Here is a 3,708-nt window from a genome sequence, read left to right on the forward strand (position 1 = left end):
AACGTCGCATCACCTACTGGAACTGCGGTGATGACCGATCCATTCTACTGCGTCGGCTGGATGAACCTACTCGTTTAAAGAGCGAGTGCAGACCTCTTTTTATGTAAGAGCAAAACAAAAAGGACATCATCCGATAGCGAGTTTCGTAAAACTTGCTACTGAACGATGTCCTTTCTATACTAAAACCTTGAATGTTCAAGGTTTCCTTAGTATGATAAGTGCATCTAAGTTGAAGTCACGTCCAATGTGCCTTCAACGATCAATAGCCAGTGTTCCCGCACTTGCTATTCAAAAGCGTCACTTCGTTGATCATCTACTCGTTTGGCGACAAGTAGATAGGAGAAGTGGCGTTTTTTGTTGTTCCGTCCGTATTTTGTTACTGATTATTGTACGCTTACATCATTTTTCTGACAATCCTTATTTTTGAGCTTTTAATCTTAATGTTGCTAAAAAAGCACATTCATAATTCTTTTTAAAACAAATAGTAATAACACACTACTAGTATATATACTAGTAGTGTTATAAAAGATTTCTTTACAATACGTTCTCATACTCCTAGTATATATACTAGGAGTATGGTGTAATGTTTATTTAAATGTACAAGGTCTCACTACTAGTATATATACTAGTAGTGAGACACAGAGTATATAAAAGGAGAGTTTCTTATGCAATCTTCTAAGAAAAAAACTGTCTTATGGGCTATTTCTAAAGAATTAGATTCAATTTTAGAAGCACTGATAGACAAAGGATCTGTATTTTCGCGTATAAGCTTGATTGATGTTCTAAATGAAATAAAACATACTAACATCTTAAGAAGCACTTTAGGATACGAAACTTTTGTTAATGCACTGATAGAATTAGAAGTCTTAGAGAAAGTGAAGTTCGTTTTACCTAATCATTCAACAACATCACGATATGTTTTACTCGTGGGAATCCAAACAACTGTTCATCCCTTTGAAGTTGCATTAAGCCTTCTTCCTAATTCTTATTTATCGCATTATAGCGCACTATTTTTAAACGACCTTACAAATAACGTCCCCAAAGAAATATTCATAAATAGAGAGCAGACTAAAAAGCCTGTGGATCCAGAAAACATGCTTACTCAAAAGAAAATAGATTACGCATTTAACAGACCTATGAGGAAAACCAATCAAATCGCAAGTTTTCAATACCAAGGACGAGAATATTTCGTGCACATGTTGAATGGAAAACAGACAGGAAACTTAGGAGTAATAAGTAAAAAGACACCACAACTTTCAAGAAAAATTCGTGTCACAAATCTTGAAAGAACTCTCATCGATTGTGTGGTAAGACCTAGTTATTCAGGTGGACCAGAAGAAATTATGTCGGCTTTCGAAAGAGCTGCTGAAGACATTTCAGTCAATCGTTTGATTGGTTATTTAAAAAAATTAGATTACAAATATCCTTATCAAAACTCAATTGCTTTTTACATGATGGAGAATGGTTATAAATCAAATAGTATGAAGTTAATACAAGATTACGTAGATCACGAATTCATAATGTACGTCGGATACCAAATTTTGAGTAAGCAACACCATCTTCAAACAAACGTCTATTATCCAAAAAACTTGTTACCCGAAGAGTAAAAATCACTCTTTTGGTAACAAGTTATAGACTTCCATCATAAGTTCGAGATTGAAATCAAATAAAAAATCAAAGGCAGGAACGCTTCTCTGATCTGTTATTTGAACTCGAACTACCTCTTCGAAATTCTGCCTCATTTCTTCTTTACGATTGATTATTTCTGGAATCAACTCGAATGATACTTCCTTTGCCTTAAATATTTCTTGTACGATATAAATATTTTCAGGATCAGTAATCTGTTCTCTTAAAGATAAAGAATCTGATTTTTGAATGGCTGTATAGATATCATACAAATCTCTGGCTCTCACTTTGTTCGTCGATGCTAATGGGTATTGCGGAAGCTGTTGGCATAACGCTCTCATTTTTTCGTATACGATCATCAAAGGAGTATAAATATGAATTTGATACTCATCTAACTCCATTGTCATTCTCGGTTCAGTGTATTCTTCTAAGCTAATATCAATCTCTATCTTCTTTTTCCCACCAACAATTTCTAACGCCATAGATGATCTTTTTTGTTCAGAGAGGTGTTTTGAATCATCGAACATTTCTTCTGTCATAACTTTAAATTCAATACTATATCCTCCCCAAAATGGTGGAAGTGGTGATTTCGATTTTTTAGGTTTGATATCAAATTTAAAATCTATCACTTCATAACCAGCCTCTCTAAAAACTCGAGATAATGCTCTTTTAAATTTAGGCTCGTGCTCTTCTTTTGTGAGTTTCACGCCCTGCTTAATAGAAAAATCCAAGTCTTGTGAAGCTCTATCTGTTATCTCTAAAAGAGCTAGTGCGTTGCCTCCTTTTAAAGTCAATATTTCTAAAAGATCATCGTCAGAAAAAATTCCTTTGATTGCTAAATCACGGAAAAGTGTCGGCATTAGATGACTCATTATATTTCTGATCTCTCCTTTTCGATGGCACACACCGTGCCAAAATGACGTTTTTAGTGGCACGCGGTGTGACCTTTTGGCGATTTTCGTGATATCAGGGAAAAACTAGGCTCCGCCTAGGCTAGCACGCTGCGTGATAGCAGTTTCCCCTTATGCTCTTTTTCATCATTTCTTTAGTTTTTTTCATTCTAAAGAATTTTATTGCTCTCGATTTTTATGGATTTTTTTAACAATGAATGACTACAATTAAGCGTGAGGAAAATCCATTTTGATTACTGAAAAGAGGTGCCCAGATGAAAAAATATACTTTCTTAGGAATCGTTTTAGTTGTATTAGCAACTCTTTTTTCACTTCATTACGCAACAAATTTGATTGATGATACCGCTCTTCGGATTTCTCTTTTAGTCTCTCTGATCGTCGTACTTATCGTTCGAAAGCAATTGAACATCACGTTCTCTCCAGCTTCGAAAAGCTAAAAAAAGTTTGTGAAAACGGTCGGAATCGATCGTTTTTTTCGTGCTTGGCTCTGCAGCGTCGTCATCGTTGCGAGGAATTGTCATTTCACGCAACGATATCCTTTTTTACACTTTTTAAAGTGATTTGGCAGCAATCACTTTTTGATACCACGAAATAATTTTTGCATCACTATGAATAATTTCTAAATCCCTCTCCATTTGGAGTAAAAGAGAGTCTAACTCTAAGTCCCGATCCATCGACTTTTCTTTTCTCATAATTTGTTCATAAGCAAAATCATATTTTTTCAGTTTTTCCAAAGTAATTCCTCCCTAAAAATATTAAATATATTAGCAATTCATAGAGATACATACTAATCTTTTTTTTTTTTACAAACAGTCATTCCTTATGTAATTAAAAAGATCTAGCTTCTACTACCTGTCTATACAAGGCCATCATTTCGTCGTCCCTTTCTTGCCAACCCTTACTAGATTCTATCTCAATCATCAGATCAGCCAATTGAAGAACACGCTCAATAGAGGAACTGTTCTCCATTATCAAGTCAAACTTTAATTCGTAATACTTAACATTGTTCATATTTACACCTCCAAAATAAAAAATAGATCTAAAAAAATTTATAACACATAAACAACTACCGCACTTCGTTTTCGGCGTTTACGCCTTCACTTCGTTTGCTGGCGTACTGCGTCACATTGAATGGACTCGCTTCGCTCCCTCCTTCAACGTTCCTCGCACG

Annotated in this window: 4 protein-coding genes; 2 read left to right on the forward strand and 2 right to left on the reverse strand. The window is 35.0% G+C overall.

Annotated elements, in window-relative coordinates; translation table 11 throughout:
* Positions 1–665: 665 nt before the first annotated feature.
* Positions 666–1,607: a type IV toxin-antitoxin system AbiEi family antitoxin domain-containing protein gene (locus tag KNP94_RS15690; protein ID WP_215115962.1), complete on the forward strand. Its 942-nt coding sequence runs from the start codon at positions 666–668 to the stop codon at positions 1,605–1,607.
* A 3-nt stretch (positions 1,608–1,610) separates the two neighbouring features.
* Here the strand turns inward: KNP94_RS15690 and KNP94_RS15695 are convergent, their stop codons facing one another.
* Positions 1,611–2,486: a nucleotidyl transferase AbiEii/AbiGii toxin family protein gene (locus KNP94_RS15695; RefSeq protein ID WP_215115963.1), complete on the reverse strand. Its 876-nt coding sequence runs from the start codon at positions 2,484–2,486 to the stop codon at positions 1,611–1,613.
* A 305-nt stretch (positions 2,487–2,791) separates the two neighbouring features.
* Here KNP94_RS15695 and KNP94_RS15700 point away from each other — a divergent pair, with 305 nt between their 5' ends.
* Positions 2,792–2,974 (forward strand): hypothetical protein, encoded by a 183-nt coding sequence (locus tag KNP94_RS15700; protein ID WP_215115964.1) that lies wholly within the window; start codon positions 2,792–2,794, stop codon positions 2,972–2,974.
* 114 nt (positions 2,975–3,088) lie between these two features.
* On the opposite strand, the gene KNP94_RS15705 is transcribed toward KNP94_RS15700, so the two are convergent.
* Complete coding sequence (locus KNP94_RS15705; protein ID WP_214861860.1) at positions 3,089–3,271, reverse strand: hypothetical protein; 183 nt, start codon at positions 3,269–3,271, stop codon at positions 3,089–3,091.
* Positions 3,272–3,708: the final 437 nt, after the last annotated feature.

Source organism: Exiguobacterium sp. s80, from assembly GCF_018618725.1.
Taxonomy (GTDB): domain Bacteria; phylum Bacillota; class Bacilli; order Exiguobacteriales; family Exiguobacteriaceae; genus Exiguobacterium_A; species Exiguobacterium_A oxidotolerans.

What these genes read in the sequence shown, in the direction of transcription:
- KNP94_RS15690 (WP_215115962.1), top strand. Translation starts at nt 666, where the DNA reads ATGCAATCTTCTAAGAAAAAAACTGTCTTATGGGCTATTTCTAAAGAA.
- KNP94_RS15695 (WP_215115963.1), bottom strand. Translation starts at nt 2,486, where the DNA reads ATGCCGACACTTTTCCGTGATTTAGCAATCAAAGGAATTTTTTCTGAC.
- KNP94_RS15700 (WP_215115964.1), top strand. Translation starts at nt 2,792, where the DNA reads ATGAAAAAATATACTTTCTTAGGAATCGTTTTAGTTGTATTAGCAACT.